This window comes from Haloarcula sp. MBLA0163 (assembly GCF_055632435.1).
The window spans coordinates 102,811-121,793 of sequence record NZ_JBVMVV010000003.1; the positions used below are offsets into that span (position 1 = coordinate 102,811).

Below are 18,983 nucleotides of genomic sequence, written 5' to 3' on the forward strand. Positions count from 1 at the left end.
GGTGGATAGATTCACTCTCTCGATAGAATCGAACACCTCGGTTGGCAGGCTTGCTCTATCCGTTCGGCTACGATGAGCCCTCTCAATGGAATCGGACAGCAGCCGGTTTCGAAGCAACAATAACTTCTCTGTCGGACGGTCAGTCGCTGACAGTCACTGCTCGACGCCACTTTCGAACAGCCGCCCGATGACCTTCTCCTCGGCAGTCCGGATGTGCTGGCTAAACGTCGATTGTGCGATGCCGAGCGCGTCGGCACACTCCTCGGCACTGGACCGTCGTGGCCAGCTGAAGTAGCCGCTCAGGTAGGCGGTTCGGAGCACTTCCTGTTGCTTGTCGGTGAGCTGGTCGGCCATCGTCGCGTGAACCCCGGACTCGGTCCGGACCGGAACCGGTTCGTTGGAGTTTCGGCAGGCAGTGAGCGTCGACTCCGGATACTGGTCTCCGAACTGTTCGGCGACCCGCCTGACGTCGACGTGGGCGGGCACGTCTGCGACAATCTCACCGATCCCTTCGTCAGCCAGCACTGATCGTGCGATGGCCCCCGTATCAGCGAGGGTAGTCGTCACGCAGGGGCCCGAAACAACGAACTCGAACAGGCCGCGGTCAACCCCCCGGCTAATTAGCCGCGCCTCGTCGATAACTGCCGTCTCCTCGACCATGGAGAGAACGCGATCAGGTGCCGTCCCTTCCACGGTAAAGTACTCCAGTAGCCGATCATCGGAACGGTTCACCATATGTTCAAGGGTGACTCGACAGTCAGCGACGGCGGATGCATCGACGAAGAAACAGTCACGATCCAGAAGCTCGAATTCGAGTTCGACTGCTGAGCCGGTCGGATCGACGCTCGTCATTCCCATGATAGATATTAACAAGCGCGCAAATAAGAGATAGGGGGTATTACGAGCGCCGCGTCAAACCACCAGTCCGTTGCGGCGAGCTAGGAGACCGAGCCGAGAGAAGTTGCAGCGACGTGACGCCGCCTCGTTCACGAAGTAGAGTCGATATTCGATTGACGGCCGGTGTCGACACCAGAGACGCGCTTAGCGGGATCCGGAACTGTTTGGCCGGGATGGACGGCATCGAGATCACTGATATCTCGTGGACCCGTGGTTCGTACGAGCCGCTCGGGAGTCCGATCGTCGAAGCGAGCGCGCGGGCGGCCGCCCACGTCGTTGACGACCAAGTCTACCGGCGGAGCGCAACCGGTGGCGGTGATGCCAAAGTGCTTCGACACGAGGGGATTCCAACGGTCGAGTTCGGCTTCGGGACCCAGACAGCGCACGGAACTGACGAGTACACGACGACCGAGGCCCTGGTTCGAAACGCCATCAGCTACGGGACACTCCCAGTCCTCTACGAGCAGCTTACGAGCGCTGACAAATGATTGCAGCCATCGGGGGGCCGACAGTGGCGCTGATGACGCTCGTTATTCTGGTCGCCGGGACGACGAATGGACTCGCTGGCTTCGGGTTCGCCCTCGTCGGGACGATGGCGCTTGCAACGGTAATCGATCCGGCAACGGCAGTTGTTTTCATGATCATCCCCATTCTCGCGGTGAATCTCTCGCTAGTACGAGATCTCACCCGGGAAGAGCTGCGAACCTGTAGTCAACGGTTTGCCCCACTCATCGGTGCAGCACTGGTCGGCACGGTTGTCGGGATGGCCGTTCTTAGTAGTCTTCCCACCGCCCCGCTGCGTGTCGGTCTCGGAGTATTGACGCTCGGGTTCGTTGCGACCGCTCAGCAACGGATTCCTCTCCCGGAATGGTCGGCAGGTGGAATCGGTACGTTCGCTCACACGCGAATTGGGATGCTCGGTGTCGGCGGCATTTCAGGACTGCTGTTCGGCGGGACGAACGTCGGCGTACAGCTCATCGCGTATCTTCGGAGCTTCGACCTCTCACACGGGTTATTCGTCGGCGTCGTCGCCCTCGTATTCCTGGGGCTCAACGGGATCCGCGTTGGTGTAGCAGGTCTATTCGGGCTGTATCCCAGCCAGACCGTCCTGTTCGCGTCCGTCGTCGCTGCCATCCCGGCCGCAATCGGAGTCGCTGTCGGCAAACGCCTCCGAGTGACTGCCAGCGAGCGGTCTCGCAGACTCGTCGTCTTGGGTCTCCTCACAGTCGTCGGATTCCGTCTAGTCGGCGGTGGATTGGGACTGATATAGATGTCGATGCCAATACGCTAGTCGTCACCCGATTCGAGTGAATAAATCCGTTGCCTGGCATCCATAAACGAGATGCGAGAAGCGACGATTCCGTTCTCTTCGAGTTCCGTGAGGGCATAGCGAACGGTTCGCGGCGGGAGAAGCGTTGATTCAGCGAGTTCCGATTGCGTGCTATCGCCCTCGTATTCGAGTGTTTTTGCGACGAGTTTGGCGCTCGGCGGGAGATCCGCAAGGTCAGCAGTAGTTTCCTGGGAGGACAGTGACGGCTGGTTAGGCATTAGTACATGGAGGGGGCGGAACGGTATTAATAAACTATCGGGTGTGCAGTAGTATTACACAACCGCCCATCCGTGGGTACTCACTCCGCCGTCGAGGTCCGATGAAATATGAATCGAACAAGAGCCACACTTCATAATTATCGTCAGTCGGCGAATACTTGACACGCGGCAGACTCAGAAAGACGGATCGCGAACCGCGACGCACTCCAAACGAGGAGGATGACGGCAGCCGCAAAAAAGAGTGCGCCGAGCGGCGATGCCGGATCGATGAACGCCCAGTAGAGTGGACTCGCCGAGACGCCGAAGAACACGCTCGCGACCGCATACACCGCGGGTCCACAGCAGCAACAGGCCGTCGCGCCCATCGTTGCGAGCCCACCGAGGATCCCGCTCGAAGACGACAGTTCCAGACTCCGTTGCCAGATCGCCGTCATCAACGAAACAGTTAGTCCGATGAGCCCCATCAGCGTGCCGATAAGCAGTGCGGTGCCGACCGACATCGCTCCCGCGAGCGGGATCGACGGAGCGTAGAATTCGACAGCGGGCCAGACAACCAGCGGATTCGCAAAGCTCGCCGTGGTGACGAACGCGGTCGTCGGGCCGTTTACCCCCTGCTCCGGATTCACGGTGAACAACCCCGCGGAGAACAGGAAGAACACACCGAACATGGCTGCGACGAGACCACCCACGCGTCCTGCGAGCTGATCGACTGCGTCGCTCCGAACCACGGGCCAGACATCCACCCACAGGATGTAGCCAACCAGAAGTGGGACGACGGCCACAAGCAGGTACCCGAGCGGGTTCGTGTACCCGCTGTTCGGCATCAGGGCTGGATACCCCACCCAGATCCCGAGTGCCAGTCCGAGCACGCTGTATTCGGGACGGGTGGGCCACCGCCAGACGCCGAGCAACAGGCTCCCCGTCGTGAGCAACCCCGTTATGACCACGGCGAGGGGCAGATACCACGCGTGGAGCGTTGTGGTTGTCCCGACGGGTTCGATTTGGATTTGGATGATGGCAATCGTTCCGACGAGCGCCACTCCAAGTCCGATCAACATCCCGCCGAGAGTTCGTTTCGGACGATCACTCCACGCCCGCTGTCCGAGAAGCGCACTGCCTCCCATACCCATGACGCCACCCAGGATCAGCACGAGAAACGCCCAGTGTGGAGTACCGGCGTGGGTACTGCCACTATGAGCGGCTACCGGTTGGGCGAACAGCAATGCGCCGGCGAAGACGAGCCCCCGAATCAGGAGGCGGTGGCCCATCCTCTGTACTGTACGTTGATCATGGCTCTCCGAACGGTCAGTCTGCTGTCTCGGAGTCATTGATACAGGGAACCTACGATGCCACAGACCGGACACGTCGCGTCCGTCATTGTCGTCCCCTCCGTCGGAGAACCAACCCAATGACGAATAACGGTAGCGCGGTGATGAGCGCAGTCACGAGGATTCCACCGAGTCCACCCACGGCGCCACTGACAGCAGTCGCGCCAGCGGCGGTTCCGCCGGCGACTGCGGCCCCGCCTGCGAGCGTGGCAGTACCGATACAACAGAGACTGAGTGCCCCCGCAAATCCGAGGAGCCCCCATGGCGACCCATCAGCCGAGGAAGCCATTGTTATCATTTTCAATGTGATGATAGCCAGCAACGAGCCCCAGCGCAACCAACCCGCCTATGCCGATAACCGCCAGATACGTCACGCCCGTCGAAAGGCCAATTGTGGCAGCAAGGCCACCGACTACCACTGCCCCACCGAGCACCTCGAGGCCAAGACAGCACGCGACGACGCCACCGACTCCCGCATATGGGAGCCACGAGTCAGCGTCACTGCTCATCGGTCTCAGACTCGATAACGACCTCGCACCCGAGAACGCTCTCGATATTCTGACGAATACAGTCATCGGCCAGAGAGAGCATTTCGACAGCTTCCGGCCGACTCACCTCGTAGTACTTTTTGCGGCCGTCGCGCTCCGCGTCGACCAGCTGGCAGTTCTTGAGACACTGGAGGTGATGAGAGACGAGATTCGTTCCGAGGTCGACGCGGTCGCACAGTTCACTGACGTTGAGCGGGTCATCCGCCTCGGCGAGTGTCTGGAAGATCCGGAGTCGGGTTGGGTCACCGAGCGCACTGAAAATATTCGCCCGGGCCTCGTTCACATCGTCGTTCGATTGGAGGAGATTGATACTCATTACAATATTCAAATTTCTATTTGGTCATAGCCCTTTCGGAGTTTAGCGACAGTGAAGGTCTACGGTAGGCGCGTAGGACAGAAGATTAAAGACTTAAACGACACAACGAGTATTAGAATGTCTGAATCAGCTGAGTACGATCTGGTGATTCTCGGCGGTGGGGCAGCCGCGTTCGCTGCGATCACCGAAGCGAGTGACCGAGGACTCTCGACAGCATTAGTGAATACAGGGTTACCGCTTGGCGGGACCTGCGTCAACGTCGGCTGTGTCCCCAGCAAGCACCTGCTCGCGGTGGGCGACCAGGCAGCCACCCCGCAGGAGAATCCGTTCGACGCCATTCGGTACAGCGACGGCGAACCGACAGTCAACTGGGTCGACGCACTCGACGGCACCGACGACCTCGTTGAGGGATTCCGCCAAGAGAACTACGTCGACGTCGCCAAGCACTTCGAGACCGACATCTACGAGGGCTACGGCAGGCTGGTCGACGATACGACCATCGAGGTCGTCGACGGCGCCGACGAGGGCGCCCGCATCACTGGCGAGAAGGCACTCGTCGCGACCGGAAGTTCACCGTGGGCGCCACCCATCGACGGCCTCGACGAGGTCGACTACTACACGAGCGAGACAATCCTCGAGGAGCGAGACCTCCCAGAGAGTATCGTGGTCATCGGCGGCGGCTACATCGCGCTGGAGTGGGGCCAGATCCTCCACCGCGTCGGCGTCGACGTGACCATCCTCCAGCGCTCCGAGCGCGTCCTCTCGGGCATGGAAGGCCAGCTCGGGCGCGAGATGCAACGCGCGTTCGAGGAAAAAGGCATCGAGGTGATTACCGGCAACGACTTCCAGCGCGTGCATGCACCGGCAACCGACGGCGGGGTTGAAGCGATCCAATCGGGCGTCGCCGTCGAGACAGTCGTCGACGGCACCGAGCGGACAGTCACCGGTGACGCGCTGTTCGTCGCAACCGGCGTCCAGCCAAACAGTAAGGGCATCGGCCTGGAAACGGTAGGAGTCGAAACGAATCCTGACGGGACAGTCCACGTCGACGAACACTTTCAGACAACGAACCCGGACGTGTACGCTGCCGGCGACGTGATCGGCGAGCCCGAACTCGAGACGGTCGCTGCAAAGGAAGGCAATCACGCCGTCAAGAATGCCTTCGGCAACGAGGGCATCAGCATCGACTACGATGCAGTCCCCGCAGTCGTCTTCACCAGTCCCGAGGTCGCTGCTGTCGGTACGACCGAACTGGAGTACATGGACGAACACGGCACCTGTTCGTGTCGGACCGTCCAGATGGCGGACGTCCCGCGTGCGAAGGCGGTCAAGAACACGGATGGCCTCGTTCAGGTCGTCAAGCACCACGAGACCGACGAGATCGTCGGCGTCCACATGGTCGGGCCCCGTGCCGCCGATATGATCATGGAGGCGACGCTCGCGGTGAAGTTCGGACTGACCGTCGACGACATCATAGACACCGTCCACCCGTTCCCGACGTTCAGCGAGGCGTTCAAACACACTTGTCAGGCGTTCCGGCGCGACACGTCGACGATGAGCTGCTGCGTCGAGTGACGTAGCCATACATCTTAACCGACTTCCCTGTGAACACATCGCACGTGCTCGAACTCTACCAGGCAGATGATTGTCCGTACTGTGAGAAAGTCCGCGAGAAGCTCATGGATCTCGGGGTCTCGTACATCAACCACAATCCACGCACCGCCGGTGGGGCGACACGGAACCAGCAGACGCTCGACGAGATGGAAGCGCTCGGCGGGCAAGACCAGATCCCGTTCCTCGTCGACCACCAGCACGGCGTCGAACTCTACGAGAGCGACGCCATCATCGACCACCTCGAAGAGCACTACGCCTGAGAGACGCACAGACAGACACATCATTTGCCGTTCGTGCTAATACGATGCTTACAGATGTACTCAGATAGCCCGCGACAACCCTCGCTCGACTTAGAATGGATGGACATCCGACAATGACAGACGCATACGACTACGACCTGCTGATCCTCGGTGGCGGTATGGCCGGCCTCCCGGTCGCCATGAAGTGCGCGTACTCCGGCATGGAGACGGCGCTCGTCGAAGAGGACCTCCTCGGTGGCACCTGTCTCAACCGCGGGTGCATCCCGACGAAGACGATGCTCCGGAGCGCGGAGATCGCCAACCTCGCCCGCCGCAGCGAGGAGTTCGGCATCGACATCGACGGCACCATCGAGTCCGACATGGACGCAATCGTCCAGCGAAAAGACGAGATCGTCGAGACCATCCGTGAAGGGGCCTACGAGAACGTCGAGAACAACGAGAATATCGACTTCATCGAAGGCCACGGTATATTCGCCTCCCCTCACGAAATCCAGATCGACAACCGGACTATCTCGGCCGACACCGTCGTCATCAACACGGGTGCCCGACCGACGAAGCCGCCGATCGACGGCCTCAACGACGTCGACGTGCACGATAGCACCGACCTGCTCAAGCTCGACGCAGTTCCCGACTCGCTGGCCGTCATCGGCGGCGGGTACGTCGGCTGCGAATACGCCCAGATGTACAGCCGATTCGGCGCTGACGTCACAATCTTCCAGCGCGGTGAGCGCCTCCTCCCGGATGAAGACCCCGAGGTGAGCGAGGTCATCGAGAGCGCCTTCGAAGACGAAGGAATTACTGTCCAGACCGGCGCGCCCGTGACGGCACTTGCGGAGACTGATTCCGGCATCCGTGTCGACGCCGATGGTGCTGACGCTATCACCTTCTCGGACGTTGCGCTCGCCGCTGGACGGAGACCGAACACGGACGGGCTCCGGCTCGAAGATGTCGGCGTGTCGCTCGACGAGCGGGGGTTCGTCGAGACAGATGATAGCTTCAGTACGACTGCCGACGGTGTCTACGCCATCGGCGACGTGAGTGGGCCGCCGATGTTCACTCACTCGGCGCGCGACGACGCCGATCTCCTGTATCGCCACCTCGCGAAAGACGAAGAAATCAGCACCGAGGGCCGAACCGTCCCGTGGGCGGTGTTCACCGATCCGCAGGTCGGCCACGTCGGGCTGACCGAACAGGAAGCCCTGGACGAAGGGTACGAGGTGGGTATTGGCCGCCAAGACTTCGCCGACCAGGGCAAGCCGAAAGCGCTCGGTGAAACCGAGGGATTTGTCAAACTCGTCACCGACGCCGACACCGACGAGTTACTCGGCGCGCACGTCGTCGGCGAACAAGGGGCCGAGATCGTCCACGAACTCGTCCTCGCGATCGAACTCGGCGCGACGGCCGACCAGGTCGCGGAGACGATGCACATCCATCCAACACTTCCAGAAAGCATCAACTCTGCTGCCGGTGGCGTACATCGGCCATCCTGATTGGATTAGCCGTTCGCCTCGGTCAGAGGATGTCCGCTAGTCCGACGACAGTACCTTTACGGCAGGGATTTATTTGAGCGGGGTGTCCCTCTCTATCTGGATGATTGTTTTACACGCCACATTCCCACTCGATCCATCAACCCGTGACGAAGCACTCGACCTCATCGAAGACCTCGTCGAACAGTCGCAGCAGGAAGACGGAATGATCGACTACCGCGCCGCAACGGACATCGCGGACCCGAACGTCGTACGATTCTTCGAACAGTACGAAGACGCCGCTGCATTCGAGGCCCACTCGCAGACAGACCACTTCCAGGAATTCGAAGCGCGGCTCCCCGACCTGCTCGCAGGTGAGCCCGAAGTTCTCCGGTTCGAGGTCGACTCGGCGACCGAACTCGAGCTCTGACAGGAGATCCTCAGTAGATACCGTCCAACGCCAGTCAGTGAACTAACAGCGTTGGTTTGGCATCGGGGTCTACCTCACCCCACTCCAACCCCAGGAAATGGCGTCAGTAAGCCACCTGTATCGTCACAGCGACGAGGTGGTGTTTTTGGTCGACAGGAACCGGCAGTCACTCGGACGCGACCTGCCGCCGCTCCGGGTTCTCGTACTCGAACTCCTCTGATCGGATCATCTCCAAGGTCTCCTCAATAGACGGTCGATCACCCCAGAACGTCCCGTAGTACGCGAAGCGAACAGTTCCAGTGGGATCGAGAATAATCGTCGCGGGACGGTTGATATACTCGGCGTGGACAGCGTAAGCCATCGGATCGACGCCGTATTTCGCGCCGATAGCCCCCGCACGATCGAGGAGGTGTGGCCACCAAATCTCCTCGGCGTACGACTCAATAAACGACTCTTCGGCGAACCAGTACTCCGGCTCGAGCTCCCGACCGACCATCACGCGACCACGATACTGGCCGTGACACTCGATCGTCGCCACGTTGATATCCGCCTCCTGCAGTTCCTGGCGAAGCTCAATCAGTTCGTCGAACTCACGGTGACAGACCGGACACCAGTCGGCGAATACCCAGATCAGGACCGTCCAACCGTCTCCAATCGAGTCCTCCAAGTCCCATGTCCGCCCGTCAGTATCCGGCAGTACGAATGACGGGGCAGCCTCACCGACTGCTAGCTGTTCGAACGTGTCCTCGTCGAGATTTCGATAGGCAGCTTCTAGCTCAGGTTCGGCGACTGCGCCCTTTTCGATGCGGTCGATCGAGAGTTCGGCTTGATGACGGACGTCTTTCGAGTCGTCGTTCGCGTGCCGGTCACGTAGCAAGTCCAGCGACCGAGTGGCACCGATTTGCCCCAACGCGACGATCGCCTGCGACCGTGCCAGTGGGTCCGGATCTTCGCGGACCACCCGTTCGAGCGACTCCACCTCGCTCTGGGCTCGCAGAATTCCCAGCGTCGTTGCACAGACATAGCGGACCTGTACGTCGTCGTCTTCGAGTCCGACGGCAATTTCAGACGTTTTGGTATCCCCGAGCCGAACGAGGTCGCGGACGGCAAGCAGTCGGACCCGCCAATCGTCGTCGTCGAGGTCCGCAATGCCATGTTCTTCGAGCGTCCGATCAACCGTGAAGCTTGTTTCATCAACAGGGTGGAATGTGTGCGTCCGGATACGGTCGAGTACCGCCTCTACGGACAGTCCATCGGAGGAGCTCGCTTCGGTATCGTTCATACACCCACGAGGCGGCCGGACCAGAAAAGGATACGCGACGGCGAGAGACCGAGACGGCGGCGGACGCCGGTAACCGTGCTGTGAAATCAGACGACTAGCGTCTCGCCCGTTCAAAAAAGATGGATCGATCGGCGCGCCTTTGAAATGCGTTCGGAGCCGGCCTACGACGATCGGGCCGCGGTCTCGTCGAGACTCGAGAGCCGATCCCGGTCGTGGGGTTGGTCGTAATCGAGCCCCGGCCCGATCGGCGTGATCTCCCCCTGGTAGTAGCCGTCGTCCTTGATGTGCTCCATCCGTACGGTCTCGGCGACTCCCGGCGTCTGGTAGAGGTCACGCAGGTACGGCCAGAGGTTGTCGTACTGGTGGAGGTACTGCCGGTTGCACTTGAACGACGTATGATAGCACTCGTCGAACCGGATCAGCGTCGGGAATATGCGCACGTCCGCGAGGGTCAACCGGTCGCCGGCGAGATAGCGCTGGTCGGCCAGCACCTCGTCCCAGTGATCCAGCGCGTCGAAAACGTCGGTGACGGCCTCGTCGTAGGCGGCCTGCGACTCGGCGAAGCCGGCCCGGTAGACGCCGTTGTTGATCGAATCGTAGATGGCGTCGATGATGCGGTCGATCTCGTCGCGGTCGCCCTCGGGGTACAGGTCGCGGCCCGCGTCGCCGTAGTCGGCGAACTCGGTGGCGAACATCCGCATGATCTCGATGGACTCGTTGTTGACGATGGTCTCGTGCTCGCGGTCCCAGAGCACCGGCACGGTCACCCGGCCGGTGTACTCGGGGTCGGCTGCGACGTACACGTCTCGGAGGTAGTCACAGCCGTTGACCGTGTCGGGAGTGCAGCCGTCCTTCTCGGGGGTGAACTTCCAGCCCTCGTCCTCGCGCCACGGGTCGACGACATCCATCGAGACGACATCAGTCAGCCCGGCGAGGCGACGCGTCAGCGCGGCCCCGTGTGCCCACGGGCAGTTCCGCGCGATGTAGAGGTGGTACCGCCCGGCGGCCGGCTGGAACCTGCTCTCCGGGTCGTCGCGAATCCAGTCACGAAACGAGGTTTCAGCCCGATCAAACGCACCACTCTCGTCGGTGTACGGTTCGATATCCGTCTTCCACTCCCCGTCAACGAGCATATTCCGGCCCATACCCAGACCGATGGGCTTCTCGTTTACAATCCTGCCGCTCGGAGACACTACAACGTCCCTCGACAGGACGGACACCGGCGCGATGTCCGGGCGAGCCGGGGGTCTCCGAACTACGAACCGCGGTTGCAGTTACCGCCACATAAGTAACTTACCTCGATATTACTCCATAATTAAGTCGGTACACCCCATACAGGGTTACTGAAGGTAACTATGTCTGAACTCGAACTCAACAGTGATAGTACCGCCGTATTGATTACTGACCCACAAGTCGACTTCCTGAAGCCGGAGAGTGTCGTCTGGGACAAGGTCGGCGAAACCGTCGAGGAGAACGCTGTCGTCGATAAGCTCCGTCGCCTCCGTGACGCCGCGCGCGAGGGCGACATCCCCGTCATCTACTCCCCGCACGAGTACCAGGACGCCGAGTACGAGAGCTGGCAGCACCTCAACACCATCGACCAGATCATGTTCGACACCCGGATGTTCGATGTCGACGGCGACGGCAGCGACTTCGTGCCGGAACTGGAGCCCGACGACAACACGTTCGTCCTCTCGCCGCACAAGCAACTATCGGGCTTCTGGAGCAACGACGTCCAGACGCAGCTCCGCCAGCGCGGCATCGATACGCTCGTTCTCGCCGGCATGAGCGCCAACCTCTGCGTCGAGTCGCACCTCCGGGACGCCGTCGAAAACGGGTTCGAAGTCCTGACCGTCACTGACGCGACGGCCGCAGCCGGCGAAGAGGCACTGCAGGCCGCACTGACCAACTACGGGTTCATTGCTCACGAAACCGCCACGACCGACGAGGTCGTCCCGCGACTGGAGCAGGCGGCGTCCACGGTTACCGAGGCCGCAGAGTAGGCCCTTCGTCGAATCCAACCAGGGATTTCTTTTTAAATAGAATCCACACTCAGTTCCGGCTCAGAGTGTATACTGCGAAAGCCGGGGTCGCGTTCCGACGGCGCGTTCAAATGAACTCGGAGTTCTGGGGGCCGTTCGTGATGTGGACCTCGAACGGCTGTGTACTGACGTCGTCCTGTTCGACGAGGTGCCAGTAAGTCTCGGCCATTTCATCGGGATCGAGAAACGTCTCGTCCTCCCGGTCGGGGAACTGGTCACGAACGCCTGGCGTGTCGATCTGCCCGTCGATGACCACGTGCGCGACGTGAACCCCCTCGGGGCCGAACTCCTGGGCGATGTCCATCGCCATGCCGCGGGCGGCGAACTTCGCAGCCGTGAATCCGATTGCGCCCCCGAGGCTCCGTACTGCAGAGGTCGCGCCTGTGAAAATGACCGTCCCACCGCCCGTCTCAAGCATGTCGCCCACGGCTTCCTGCGAGCAGACGAACGCCCCTCGCCCATTAACCGCCCACGCCCGTTCGAATTCCGCAACGTCCACGTCCATGAGTCCCTTCCAGGAGGCGGCACTGGCGTGGTTCACGAGAATATCGACCGGCCCGAATTCATCGCGCACTACTTCGAACCCGTCTCGGATCTGATCGACGTCGGTGAGATCAGTCTGGACGGCAAGCCCCTCACCGGGGTCAGGAAGATCCGCTGCGAGGTCGTTGATGTAGTCTGCCGACCGAGCGAAGAGTGCGACCTGACAGCCCTCAGCTGCGAATTTCCGTGCGAGCGATTCACCGAGTCCTGGACCGACACCTGCGATGACTGCTGTGTGAGCCATGGGCCGGCCTACGAACCGGACCGGCAAAGCCGTGGTGACGGACTGCCTACTGGTCGGTCGACAACCGGGCAGCGAGTTCGCCACTCTCGCCGAGGTCGATGAGCGCGCGATTGAGCAGTTCCCGAACGACGAACTCCTCGTAGTGCTGCGTCTCGCAGTATTCACACGGCTTCATTTCCCGAGCAACGGCCTGAATCTCGTCGCCGTGTTCCTCGGCCAGCGTCTCGATCAGGGCAGCCAGTTCCTCGGTCGTTGTGTCCTGAGCCGAAGCGAGTTGCTCTGTGCTGCTTTCCGGGAGGTCGTACGAGAAGACCCGAGTGTTCGACTTGTAGTACTTCCGCGTCCCCCCACCAGCTTCCTCGAGCCGTGCGATCTCAACCATCCCAGCATCTTTCAGGACGTTCACGTGGTGGCGCACCGTCGTCTCGGCCTTCTCCTCGCCACGACGGTGCAGTTCGTCGTGAATCTCCTCGATCGTCATTTCCTCAGCAGCAAGCATGTCGAGGATCTTCGCCCGGACGTCGTTCTCTAAGGCTTTCGCTTTCTCCGGGTCCGTCGTCACGACCTCGCGAATCGGCACGTCTGATTCGAGGAGCGCCATTCTTGTGACGACGTAAGCGGACGACGACAGTAAGAGTAACGCCACACTCCCGACAGCGGTATTAGTACTTCGAGACCGCTACTATGTTTGTCGTAATGGTTATCCGCGTCGCGCGATAAGCAACATCCACGATGGGAGCGACACACGAACAATTCAACGTCGGGGGGATGTCCTGCTCGTTCTGTGCCGAGAGCATCAAGAAGGCCTACAGCCGCACCGACGGCGTCGAGGACGTCGACGTAAGTCTCGCCCACGAAGAGGTCCTCGTCCAGTACGACGACGACCTCCTGAGCGAGGTCGAGGTAAAGGACACGCTCCGGGACCTCGGCTATACTATTCGGGATCCGGACAAGACGAAGCGATACGAGCAACAGCAGGCCGAACTCGCAGACGGGAAGCGGCGCCTCCTCTTTGCAGGCGGCGCATCTATTGTGGTCGCTGCCCTGATGGGATGGATGATTTTCGCGATGGGACGCTTCGAGTCGGCATCGCTCGGGATGGATCTGGTGACGCTGGGGCTGGCACTCGAGACGATGTTCGGCCCCGGACGATATATCAAACAGAAGGCGTTCCAGAGTCTCCGTCGTGGGATTCTGAACCAGCACGTTCTCCTCGAAGCGGGCGCGTTCGCAGGGCTCCTCGGCGGACTGCTTGGCCTGTTCGTGTTTCCGGGCTTCCCGACCGTCCACTTCTTCGCCGTCTCCGTGTTCATCACCACCTACCACATCCTCTCGGAGTACACCAGCCTCATCGTCCGCACGCGCGCCTCACAGGCCGTCCAGAGTCTCCTCGACCTCCAGCCCGACACGGCACGCCGCGTCAGTGATGACGGTGGTGTCGAAGAGGTCCCTGTCGACGACCTCGACGTCGGTGATCGCGTCCGGGTCAAGCCCGGCGAGAACATCCCTGTCGACGGCGAGGTCGTCGAGGGCAAATCCACAGTCGACGAGTCGGTCGCCACCGGTGAGTCCATCCCCGAGGAGAAGACCGAAGGCGACGAGGTGATCGGCGGTAGCGTCAACGAGACCGGGATGCTGCTCATCGAGGTAACAGCAACCGGCGAGGACGCGTTCCTGAACCAGGTCGCCCGCGAGATCGAGGAGGCGCGGGCGATGAAACCCGGCATCATCCAGCTCGCCGACCGCGTCCTCAAGTACTTCGTCCCAGGTGTCTTGACGATTGCCGGTCTGTCGTTCCTCTTCTGGGTGGTTGCACCGCTCGCATGGGGGGCAGATCCAAACGTCCAGCGCGGGGCGTTCGCAGCACTGGCCGTCCTCGTGCTCGGCTATCCGTGCGCCCTCGGGATGGCGACTCCCCTCGCCCTCATCCGGGGCGGTGGGAAGGCCGCGAACCGTGGCATCCTGATGCGCTCCGGCGACGCGTTCCAGATCTTCCCGGACGTCGACCACATCGTGTTGGACAAGACCGGCACCATTACCGTCGGCGAACCCGCCGTCAGTGAGGTCGTCGCGTTCGGTGCCGACGAGGTGGATGTACTCACGACTGCGGCCAGTGCAGAGGCGTTCTCCGAGCATCCTCTCGCCGATGCGATCCTCGAGTTCGCCGACGAGCAAAATGTCGAGTACGCTGACCCCGATGCCTTCGACTCCGTGACTGGCAAGGGCGTCCGGGCAACCGTGGCCAGCGATGACGTGCTGGTCGGGAAACCGGGATGGCTCAGCGACGAGGGGATCGACCTGTCGAAAGGAGACGACGATATTGAGCGACTCCAGGGCCGCGGCCTCACCGTCTCTGGGGTCGTCCGTGGCGGTGACCTCATCGGCCTGATCGGCATCGGCGACGAAATCAAAGCCGATGCCGCCGAGACTGTTCAGCGGATGCGCGACACCGGCATCACGCCCGTGATGATCACCGGGGACAACGAACGTACCGCGAATGCAGTCTCCGAGGAGGTCGGCATCGACCGGGTTATGGCTGACGTCCTCCCTGACGAGAAACGCGAGGAAATCGGCCGACTACAGGATACCGGCCACCGCGTCGCGATGGTTGGAGACGGCATCAACGACGCCCCCGCACTCACGCAGGCGGATATCGGAATCGCCATCGGCGCAGGGACCGATATTGCCATTGAGTCAGCGGATATCGTCCTGATGGGCAACCGGCTCGGCGGCGTGATGGACGCCTACGAGATCGGGAACGAGAGCTATCGGAAGACTCGTCAGAATCTCGTGACGGCCTTCATGTTCAACGGCGTCGGCGTCGCCACCGCGACGACCGGGCTCGTACACCCGGTGTTCGCGATGCTCGCGATGGTGTTGTCCGTCTCGGCCGTTCTCGCCAACAGCTTCGCTGGTCAACTCCTCTCCGGTGAGGGTGTCAACACCGAGTTCGCCCTCGACGAACGCACAGAAGGTGACGTGAGAGACGGTCGAGCGGCGGCTGATTAGGCCTCTACGTCGTATCCAGCCTGTTCGATTGCCGCGTTCACGTCGTCGTTGGAGACCCCATCCTCGAGGACCACGTCGACCGTGTTAGCGTCGTGGTCGGCCTCGACCCGATTCACACCATCGAGGTTTCGCAGGGCGGTCTCCACGTTCTGTTCGCACCCATTGCAGGACATCCCGGTGACGGAGATCGTCTTTCTCTCCATACGGGCCTGTAAACACTCGCGGGGGATGACCATTACGGTAGCTGTTATACCGGTAGTATATCTATTAGAGAGGGGGCGTTATCGTCCGGAGAGTTGTTTGTGTCGGCCCCAAAGGGGTGGAGGCTTTTCGAATGGGAACCATTGACGACAAAGAGAGCGACGAATTCCCACCCAAGAAGCGTCTCGAAGCACCGAACACGCGCCTGATCAAGGCCGGTATCGCGACGATCCCGGATATGGAAGCCCTTCAGGAGTGTGTTTCCTACGAGAACGCCCACCAGAACCGAACGCAGATTCTGCGCCGGCTCAAATGGAAGGCTGAAGAGCTGCGTGAGGACGAAGAGTAAGTCCCGTTGTTAACCAACAGTCCCCGCATGAGTTTCCCTGTTGTTGGTTAACAGACTGCGCCTCGGTTTTTCAGGCCCCTGAAGGGGCGCGGGGCGGCCAACAGCGGCCTCGTGACTCCAATTATGTCCCTCGATCTGAGCTTCAGCGCCAGCACGGCGAGCGACATCGCTGCCGCCAGACAAGCCGATATTGTGGCGTTCCTCCATCGAGCGCCGTTCACTCTGGATGCCTATAAGCTCGGTTTCCTTCCCGGCTTTCGGGAGGACTGCGGGTATCAGGAGACCCAATATCAGAATCTCACCCTCCCCGTCGGGATGCTCGACAACGACTTCCGGAATCCCGATCTGGATCGATTCGTCGAACGGTTCTTCGAGTACGAGCCACAGGTCGGTGTCATCGGCGACATCTACGAACCTACTGACGTTGACGCCCACGTCGCTGCTGCTCGTGAGATTCAAGACAGCTTTCCCGATGCCGAGGTCATCATCGTCCCGAAATCACAGGCGGTGATTGACGCGATCCCAGATGATATCATCCTCGGCTATTCACGGGGGTACGCCGACCGCCTGGCGCACGAGTTCTCCGACCCAGCCGATTGGAGAGGGCGGCGCGTCCACATCCTCGGCGGGAGTCCGCCCAAGCAGCTCGATGCCATTCGACTGCTGACCCGGCCGACACTCACCGATGATCCGCCAGCCGACATCGTCGGCCTCGATTGGAACGGGCTGCATCGCGGCGCGCAGTTCGGGGAGTTCTGGACGGCTGACGGCTGGGATGATAGCGGCCGTGACGCCTCCCACGTCACAGTTCGGAAGACAGTCCGACACAGTCTCGCCCGCATCAAGGCCTTCTGGCAGTCTCACGGTGTCTGGCCCGATTCAACACCACATAACGACACCCTAGAAATCGAGTACGAGGGACCGTCACCGAGCGATCTCGATAGTGCTGCGTGTACCGAATGCGAAGCGAACGTCTGGACGACTCGGCGCGGTCCCTTCATCGCTGAGTATGATACCGGCGTGGTCTGCGGGTACTGCAGCTACGAGTGCTACTTTTCACATCGCCATCGGAACAACCTCGAGGAGATTGCCGGCGAGCAGAGCGTGTACCTTCCGCCGGCGTGACGCCACGAGTGGTTTTTCGCGCCCCGGAGAGGGCGAGGGCTCGATCCAGAAAGTCCTCCGAGAAGGTGATTTTCCGTGAGTCAACAACAGCGTCCGAACGATGTCTCGATCGACGATATTCCAGTCGACGTATCGAACACCCAATCAGGTGAGGTCGACTCCACTGAAGTACCCGAGGAAATCCGGTCGATCACTCGTGGACTCGCAAGCGAGCAACCGCCGACGAATCCGCTCGTCGTCCTGAAGGCCGCCCGCTGGTGGTATATACATGGCAAAGGCGGGACCGACCCCGTGTTCCAATGGGCGATCGAGTGGGCACGACACCTCGCGACGGATACACCCAGCGACGTCGACCAGTTCGATGCATTCCTCGAGTATCTCGTCACGATCGGTTTCGCTGACGAGAAGGCAGCGCTTCGATAACCGATCCCCCATTGACACTACGGGGTGTTTGACCGGACACTATCTCGAACAGAAACGAGCCTGACCGCAACCTGTTAGATAGGTGGTATGTTACTTAGAACCGGTAACATGCAACGTCTTCTCCACCACAGGTCGGACACGTTTCGGCGTCCTCGGAAAGGGTCGTTCCGCAGTGTCGGCACTCATACAGGGTAGACGGGCTGGACGTGCGAGTCCCAACGACCCCGCGGAGCGTTTCGACGAGACCCATTCTCCCGGTGATTGTGTCGCACTGGTTGTTAATCCCAGCCTCCGATAGCAACCCTAACATAAACCCCGCAGTCGCGCCGTCGTTTATTGTGCGCCCCCGAGGGGTGCGGCGCGTCCTGACTTCTCGGAGACGTCGTCGTACTCGATGTGATGCAATCCATGATGACAGCCAGTGAGTCGGGGATCTCGTTCGAGGAGACCGACACCCGACACGACGAGATGCACAGTACCATCGAAGACTGGATCGACGAGCTCGTCGCAGACGTCGACGAGGCAAAAGCCAGCCAACAGTTCCAGGAGTGGCTCGATGTCCAGTCCCGGTTCCACGACTACTCCCATCGCAACACCCTCTTGATCAAGCTCCAGTGTCCCGAGGCAACCCGCGTAGCGGGCTACAATACGTGGCGGTCGGAGTTCGACCGGCACGTCCAAGAGGGCGAACAGGCGATCTGGATCTGGGCACCCATTATTACGAAGCAGTGCCCTGAGTGCGAGAACTCACCGAGTTACCACGAGCAAAGCGACTGTGACTATGACGAGACGCCGCCCGAGGAGTGGTCCAAAGGACTGGTTGGATTCAAACCAACGGCAGTCTTCGATGTGTCTCAAACCGAGGGCGAACCGCTCCCCGAGTTGGAAACCGAGGCCACTGGTAACGCCGACGACCTGGTACCAGCACTCCTCAATGCAGCAACTACGCTCGATATCGACGTCCGTGTCGTCGACGCTGCTGAGTGGGAGCATGGCGACGCGAAAGGCGTCTGCAAACACCGGACTCTCCACGAGGGCCAGCCCGTCGTCGAAGCGAAAGCCCGCTCAAATCAGGCCGATCTCGCGGTGACGCTGATTCACGAGTATGCCCACGCGCTGCTCCATTTCGAGGGCGACGACGAGCCCGTGCGCGCAAAACGCGAGGTCGAAGCGGAAGCCGTTGCGTACATCGTCGGACGGTATTTCAACCTGGATACGAGCGGGTCAGCGTTCTATCTTGCCGCGTGGCAGGACGACGATCCGGAGAGCATTCAGGAGCGTCTCGGCCGGATCAGTTCGACCGCGCAAGAGATAATCGACACAGTTGTAGAGGGCTGAACACGCCTTCCCCGGCTGTT

The 18,983-nt window shown here is 60.9% G+C and carries 22 protein-coding genes; 12 read left to right on the forward strand and 10 right to left on the reverse strand.

Annotated elements, in window-relative coordinates; all coding sequences use genetic code 11:
* Positions 1-153: 153 nt before the first annotated feature.
* The gene (locus tag ACV7GQ_RS18295) at positions 154-858 is read right to left on the reverse strand and encodes a bacterio-opsin activator domain-containing protein (RefSeq protein WP_470313191.1); all 705 of its coding nucleotides are present in this window, start codon (positions 856-858) and stop codon (positions 154-156) included.
* A 212-nt stretch (positions 859-1,070) separates the two neighbouring features.
* On the opposite strand from ACV7GQ_RS18295, the gene ACV7GQ_RS18300 reads away from it, so the two are divergent.
* Both ACV7GQ_RS18300 and ACV7GQ_RS18305 read left to right on the forward strand, forming a co-directional pair.
* On the forward strand, positions 1,071-1,385 hold the full coding sequence (locus ACV7GQ_RS18300; RefSeq protein WP_470313192.1) for a M20/M25/M40 family metallo-hydrolase: 315 nt from the start codon (positions 1,071-1,073) through the stop codon (positions 1,383-1,385).
* On the forward strand, positions 1,382-2,167 hold the full coding sequence (locus tag ACV7GQ_RS18305) for a sulfite exporter TauE/SafE family protein (RefSeq protein ID WP_470313193.1): 786 nt from the start codon (positions 1,382-1,384) through the stop codon (positions 2,165-2,167). The genes ACV7GQ_RS18300 and ACV7GQ_RS18305 overlap by 4 nt, the downstream gene beginning before the upstream one ends.
* A gap of 17 nt (positions 2,168-2,184) precedes the next feature.
* Here ACV7GQ_RS18305 and ACV7GQ_RS18310 read toward each other — a convergent pair whose 3' ends face one another.
* The 4 genes from ACV7GQ_RS18310 to ACV7GQ_RS18325 all read right to left on the reverse strand — a co-directional run bounded on the left by ACV7GQ_RS18310 (position 2,185) and on the right by ACV7GQ_RS18325 (position 4,637).
* Positions 2,185-2,445, reverse strand: coding sequence for a winged helix-turn-helix domain-containing protein (locus ACV7GQ_RS18310; RefSeq protein ID WP_470313194.1), 261 nt, complete (start codon positions 2,443-2,445; stop codon positions 2,185-2,187).
* 143 nt (positions 2,446-2,588) lie between these two features.
* Positions 2,589-3,569 carry a hypothetical protein gene (locus ACV7GQ_RS18315; protein WP_470313195.1) on the reverse strand — a complete coding sequence of 327 codons (981 nt, stop codon included), beginning with the start codon at positions 3,567-3,569 and terminating at the stop codon, positions 2,589-2,591.
* A gap of 476 nt (positions 3,570-4,045) precedes the next feature.
* Positions 4,046-4,282, reverse strand: a complete 237-nt coding sequence (locus tag ACV7GQ_RS18320) for a hypothetical protein (protein WP_470313196.1) — start codon at positions 4,280-4,282, stop codon at positions 4,046-4,048.
* The gene (locus tag ACV7GQ_RS18325) at positions 4,272-4,637 is read right to left on the reverse strand and encodes an ArsR/SmtB family transcription factor (RefSeq protein ID WP_470313197.1); all 366 of its coding nucleotides are present in this window, start codon (positions 4,635-4,637) and stop codon (positions 4,272-4,274) included. Before ACV7GQ_RS18325 ends, ACV7GQ_RS18320 begins: the two co-directional genes overlap by 11 nt.
* A 117-nt stretch (positions 4,638-4,754) precedes the next feature.
* Here ACV7GQ_RS18325 and merA point away from each other — a divergent pair, with 117 nt between their 5' ends.
* From merA to ACV7GQ_RS18345, 4 genes are all read left to right on the forward strand, one after another.
* The gene (gene merA, locus ACV7GQ_RS18330; RefSeq protein ID WP_470313198.1) at positions 4,755-6,212 is read left to right on the forward strand and encodes a mercury(II) reductase; all 1,458 of its coding nucleotides are present in this window, start codon (positions 4,755-4,757) and stop codon (positions 6,210-6,212) included.
* A gap of 44 nt (positions 6,213-6,256) precedes the next feature.
* The gene (locus tag ACV7GQ_RS18335) at positions 6,257-6,511 is read left to right on the forward strand and encodes a glutathione S-transferase N-terminal domain-containing protein (protein WP_470313199.1); all 255 of its coding nucleotides are present in this window, start codon (positions 6,257-6,259) and stop codon (positions 6,509-6,511) included.
* Positions 6,512-6,624: 113 nt separating this feature from the next.
* Entirely contained in the window at positions 6,625-8,001 is a 1,377-nt protein-coding gene (lpdA, locus tag ACV7GQ_RS18340; protein ID WP_470313200.1) for a dihydrolipoyl dehydrogenase, read from the forward strand.
* A gap of 100 nt (positions 8,002-8,101) precedes the next feature.
* Positions 8,102-8,407 carry a putative quinol monooxygenase gene (locus tag ACV7GQ_RS18345; protein ID WP_470313350.1) on the forward strand — a complete coding sequence of 102 codons (306 nt, stop codon included), beginning with the start codon at positions 8,102-8,104 and terminating at the stop codon, positions 8,405-8,407.
* A gap of 166 nt (positions 8,408-8,573) precedes the next feature.
* Here ACV7GQ_RS18345 and ACV7GQ_RS18350 read toward each other — a convergent pair whose 3' ends face one another.
* Both ACV7GQ_RS18350 and ACV7GQ_RS18355 read right to left on the reverse strand, forming a co-directional pair.
* Positions 8,574-9,689 carry a redoxin domain-containing protein gene (locus ACV7GQ_RS18350; RefSeq protein WP_470313201.1) on the reverse strand — a complete coding sequence of 372 codons (1,116 nt, stop codon included), beginning with the start codon at positions 9,687-9,689 and terminating at the stop codon, positions 8,574-8,576.
* Positions 9,690-9,850: 161 nt separating this feature from the next.
* A complete protein-coding gene (locus tag ACV7GQ_RS18355; RefSeq protein WP_470313202.1) occupies positions 9,851-10,834 on the reverse strand; it encodes a glutathione S-transferase family protein in 984 nt (327 codons plus the stop codon).
* A gap of 210 nt (positions 10,835-11,044) precedes the next feature.
* On the opposite strand from ACV7GQ_RS18355, the gene ACV7GQ_RS18360 reads away from it, so the two are divergent.
* Positions 11,045-11,692 carry a cysteine hydrolase family protein gene (locus tag ACV7GQ_RS18360; RefSeq protein ID WP_470313203.1) on the forward strand — a complete coding sequence of 216 codons (648 nt, stop codon included), beginning with the start codon at positions 11,045-11,047 and terminating at the stop codon, positions 11,690-11,692.
* 106 nt (positions 11,693-11,798) lie between these two features.
* Here ACV7GQ_RS18360 and ACV7GQ_RS18365 read toward each other — a convergent pair whose 3' ends face one another.
* Together ACV7GQ_RS18365 and ACV7GQ_RS18370 are read right to left on the reverse strand one after the other, a co-directional pair.
* Positions 11,799-12,518: an SDR family NAD(P)-dependent oxidoreductase gene (locus tag ACV7GQ_RS18365; protein ID WP_470313204.1), complete on the reverse strand. Its 720-nt coding sequence runs from the start codon at positions 12,516-12,518 to the stop codon at positions 11,799-11,801.
* 46 nt (positions 12,519-12,564) lie between these two features.
* Positions 12,565-13,119, reverse strand: a complete 555-nt coding sequence (locus ACV7GQ_RS18370; RefSeq protein WP_470313205.1) for an ArsR/SmtB family transcription factor — start codon at positions 13,117-13,119, stop codon at positions 12,565-12,567.
* A 131-nt stretch (positions 13,120-13,250) separates the two neighbouring features.
* Between ACV7GQ_RS18370 and ACV7GQ_RS18375 the strand changes: the two genes are divergently transcribed.
* Positions 13,251-15,527, forward strand: coding sequence for a heavy metal translocating P-type ATPase (locus ACV7GQ_RS18375; protein WP_470313206.1), 2,277 nt, complete (start codon positions 13,251-13,253; stop codon positions 15,525-15,527).
* On the opposite strand, the gene ACV7GQ_RS18380 is transcribed toward ACV7GQ_RS18375, so the two are convergent.
* Positions 15,524-15,730: a heavy-metal-associated domain-containing protein gene (locus tag ACV7GQ_RS18380; RefSeq protein ID WP_470313207.1), complete on the reverse strand. Its 207-nt coding sequence runs from the start codon at positions 15,728-15,730 to the stop codon at positions 15,524-15,526. The two genes, ACV7GQ_RS18375 and ACV7GQ_RS18380, sit on opposite strands and share 4 nt — an antisense overlap.
* 131 nt (positions 15,731-15,861) lie before the next feature.
* On the opposite strand from ACV7GQ_RS18380, the gene ACV7GQ_RS18385 reads away from it, so the two are divergent.
* The 4 genes from ACV7GQ_RS18385 to ACV7GQ_RS18400 all read left to right on the forward strand — a co-directional run bounded on the left by ACV7GQ_RS18385 (position 15,862) and on the right by ACV7GQ_RS18400 (position 18,963).
* Complete coding sequence (locus tag ACV7GQ_RS18385) at positions 15,862-16,077, forward strand: DUF8129 domain-containing protein (RefSeq protein WP_470313208.1); 216 nt, start codon at positions 15,862-15,864, stop codon at positions 16,075-16,077.
* Between the two features lie 123 nt (positions 16,078-16,200).
* Positions 16,201-17,202, forward strand: coding sequence for a DUF6610 family protein (locus ACV7GQ_RS18390; protein ID WP_470313209.1), 1,002 nt, complete (start codon positions 16,201-16,203; stop codon positions 17,200-17,202).
* 75 nt (positions 17,203-17,277) lie between these two features.
* Positions 17,278-17,625 (forward strand): DUF8013 domain-containing protein, encoded by a 348-nt coding sequence (locus tag ACV7GQ_RS18395; protein ID WP_470313210.1) that lies wholly within the window; start codon positions 17,278-17,280, stop codon positions 17,623-17,625.
* Between the two features lie 408 nt (positions 17,626-18,033).
* Positions 18,034-18,963, forward strand: coding sequence for an ArdC-like ssDNA-binding domain-containing protein (locus ACV7GQ_RS18400; RefSeq protein ID WP_470313211.1), 930 nt, complete (start codon positions 18,034-18,036; stop codon positions 18,961-18,963).
* Positions 18,964-18,983: the final 20 nt, after the last annotated feature.